This window comes from Candidatus Polarisedimenticolia bacterium (assembly GCA_036001465.1).
In the GTDB taxonomy this organism is placed as follows: domain Bacteria; phylum Acidobacteriota; class Polarisedimenticolia; order Gp22-AA2; family Gp22-AA2; genus Gp22-AA3.
Genome location: DASYUH010000029.1, coordinates 1 through 2,965 on the forward strand (window position 1 = coordinate 1; position 2,965 = coordinate 2,965).

The window sequence follows — 2,965 nt, forward strand, 5'->3', positions numbered from 1 at the left end:
GCCGGGGTTCGCGCCGTCCGGCAAGACGATCTGCACGTGCCACCCATGGGTGTTGACGTCATAAATGGCCTTCCGGTCACTCTTGCTGAAATCACCGTCATATTCACACTTCATCGGTTACTCCCCCGAAGTGGCCCAAAATCGATCCCGAGCGTCCTGCCCCGAGCCAGATGTCTCGATCCGGGTTGGTCCACAAGCAGATCCCGAGACGTTGAAGCGGCTGGCGGCATCTGCATGCTCCAGGTTCTCCCGGCTACTGTCCTCGCAGTCATCCGCGGAGCCCTGGATGACCTCCTCGACGGTCGTCATGATCGGCGCCCCGCCATGGCCGGCGCCGAATTCCCAGAGCAGGTTCCCCTCGCAGGACCCTCGGCAGCGCAGCCGTCCGGCATGGATCCCCTGCAGGTGGTGCGTGGCGCAGAGCACCGCCAGGTTGTCGTCCTCGTTGCCGCCCCCCACTTCGGGTCGCCGCTGATGTCCCAGGTGTGCAGGAACGAGGCGATCATCCGGGCGACGCACTCCCAGTCTTCGAGAGGCGTACTCTCGACCGGTTCTGCCTCGATCCGCCCCGCTTCGACCAAGCGGCAGACGTTCAGGGCGTGCTGCCAGAGGGCGGCCACGTCGTCGGGGGCCCAGAAGCGGACACGCGACCGTGAGGACGCACACATTTGCACCCCGTCCCCGGTCGTTGGGCCCGCACACGTTTGCACCTCGCCTTCGCCAGCCGAGGGCGCACACCTTTGCACTCCGCCGTTGGCGCTGGACCACGGAGTCCTCCCGACCCTCCAGGGGGAATCGATCTGCACGTCTCCCGAAGTCGAGACCCCGTCCGGCTGCGTGAACCGCCCCGGCCGCCAAGCTGGATGATTCCAGTTGTCTGGCGGCTGGCCGGTCTCGAGCCGGAAGGCCACGACCGCCGTCTCCTCGCGCAGCCGCCGGAAGGTGACCGAGCGGGCCATCTGAATCCACGCCTGCTCCGACGACTCGTCCGCGACGCGGGTGACCGCCGCGACCTTCACCCACGAGACTTCGCCTTCCCTGTAGGCCTTGGCCAGGTTGGGCAACTCGACGAGGCGCCGGTCGAGTGCGATGAGCTGCCGTGCCCGGCGGATCCCCAAGCCGGCCCGTTCGCGGCAGTACCGTCCGAATGACAGAAATCCGAGGGCGCGGTGCAGATCCAGGGTGGAGAAGGTGGCCAGGAGCCGGCCCTGCTGCCAGGCGAGCCCCTGCCGGAGACGGACGAGCTCCCGGAGCTTGCGGTCCAGCTCGCGCGCGCCGTCGTCCGGGTCGTCCCGGACCGAATCGGGGAGGACCACGTCGAGACCATCGGCGGACGGCGCCCAGCCGCGCGGGCCGTGTTCTTCTTCGTAGCCGCGCAGGACCTCCTCGAAGAGGTCGGTTCCCAAGTCGTGGTCAGGGGCGGGCGCCGGCCCGCGACATTCCGCGCTCGACGGAACGGCAGGGCCGAACGCACCGTCCACCCGGCCGCCGTCCGCCTGCCCGCCCGCGGCTCCGGCGAGCCGCGCCGGCAGGTTGGGGACGCCGGAGAGAAAATCGGCCGCGATATACTCGGCGCAGCGCCACAGAGGCTCGGTCGAGCCCGAGGCCCGCCGGCAGATCTCGACGGCCCATTCCCACTGCGCGCGGACCAGATCCGGGCATTCGAAGGAGACGGGGCGCCCCGGTTCGTCTTCGTCGTCCGGCACATGGGTGTCACTTCGTCGAGGGCCGACGGCAGCCTGCGAAGGGTCATCGGACGACTGCGCAGCAAGGCCGGCCTGTTGTGCCGGGTCGCCCCCCGCCGGCGGTGTGGCCGAGGCGGCGGCCACCTCGCGTTCGAGCAACCGGACGTTCAGGCGCGCCGCCTTCTCCAGCCACGCCGCTTCGGTCTCGGGCGTCGTCACGCGGAGGAGAAGCCGGAGCTGGCTCGACGAGACCCGCCCGCGCGCGAAGGCCGCCGAAGTCAGGGGGAGGTTCCCGATCCGGCCATCCAGCTGCACGAGCGCCTGCATCCGCCGCACGGAGATCCCCAGGCGCTCGATCACATAGTCGGACAGGCGCGCGAAACCGAGCTCGAGATAGCCGGAGCGCTCCTGCAGGCGGGCGAGCAGGCGGGCGAGGCGCAGCTCGATCGGGTTGCGCATCGCGCCGAGGCGGCGCAGGTGGCGGTCGAGCAGGAAGGCCGCCAGGTCCTTCATGACGTGGCGCCGGTCGTTTTCCCAAACCGGCTCCAGGAGCGGCTCGGGGACGGTCGGTTGCCCGTGGGCCAGGCGCACGGTCTCCCGTTGTGTCGCCGCGCCACAGTCAGGCGAGGCTGTGGCGACGGCTGGACCGAGAGGAGTCGGGACGTCGGCTCTGCGGCAGGTATCGGTGCGCACGCTCGGGCTTCGCATGGATGGATCGGTGCTTGAAGTCGACGACCACGGGCGCGAAGCGCGGGGACGGAGGTCGATTCGCGCTTAGTGTAAGATACACAAATCAGAGTCGAGATGCAACAACTATTTTCAGGATTTTCCATTTCATCGCGAACACGACGCAACCCGATCGAGAGTCTCCGAGAAGACAAGGACGTGTACTATGAGAAGACTCACGATTGGAGCGATCGACCCGGGATGAGCACCCCATCGGCATCATCACGTGCCCCGTCCTCGCGACGCGCCGGCGCGCGCATTCTGCCCGGCGTGTTCTACGACAGGCCGGTCCTCGAGGTCGCGCGCGATCTTCTCGGCATGGTCCTGGTCCGCGAACAAGAGGATGACTCGCCGGCGGGCGAGAAGTTGCCCGAGCTGTCTCCCCGGGGCGGGCGGCTCTCAGGACGAATCGTCGAAGTCGAGGCGTACGACGGGATGCTGGATCTCGCCTGCCATGCGTCGAAGGGGCGGACGGAGCGGACCGAGCCGATGTTCGGGGAGGCGGGGCGCGCCTACATCTATATGGTCTACGGGATGCACCACTGCCTGAACGT

At 68.4% G+C, this 2,965-nt stretch carries 2 protein-coding genes; one reads left to right on the forward strand and one right to left on the reverse strand.

Annotated elements, in window-relative coordinates:
* Window positions 1–305 precede the first annotated feature (305 nt).
* Window positions 306–2,276: a DUF222 domain-containing protein gene (locus VGV60_05650; protein ID HEV8700737.1), complete on the reverse strand. Its 1,971-nt coding sequence runs from the start codon at window positions 2,274–2,276 to the stop codon at window positions 306–308.
* Window positions 2,277–2,612: 336 nt separating this feature from the next.
* On the opposite strand from VGV60_05650, the gene VGV60_05655 reads away from it, so the two are divergent.
* Window positions 2,613–2,965 (forward strand): DNA-3-methyladenine glycosylase (locus VGV60_05655; GenBank protein HEV8700738.1); only part of this gene is annotated, 353 nt, incomplete at its 3' end.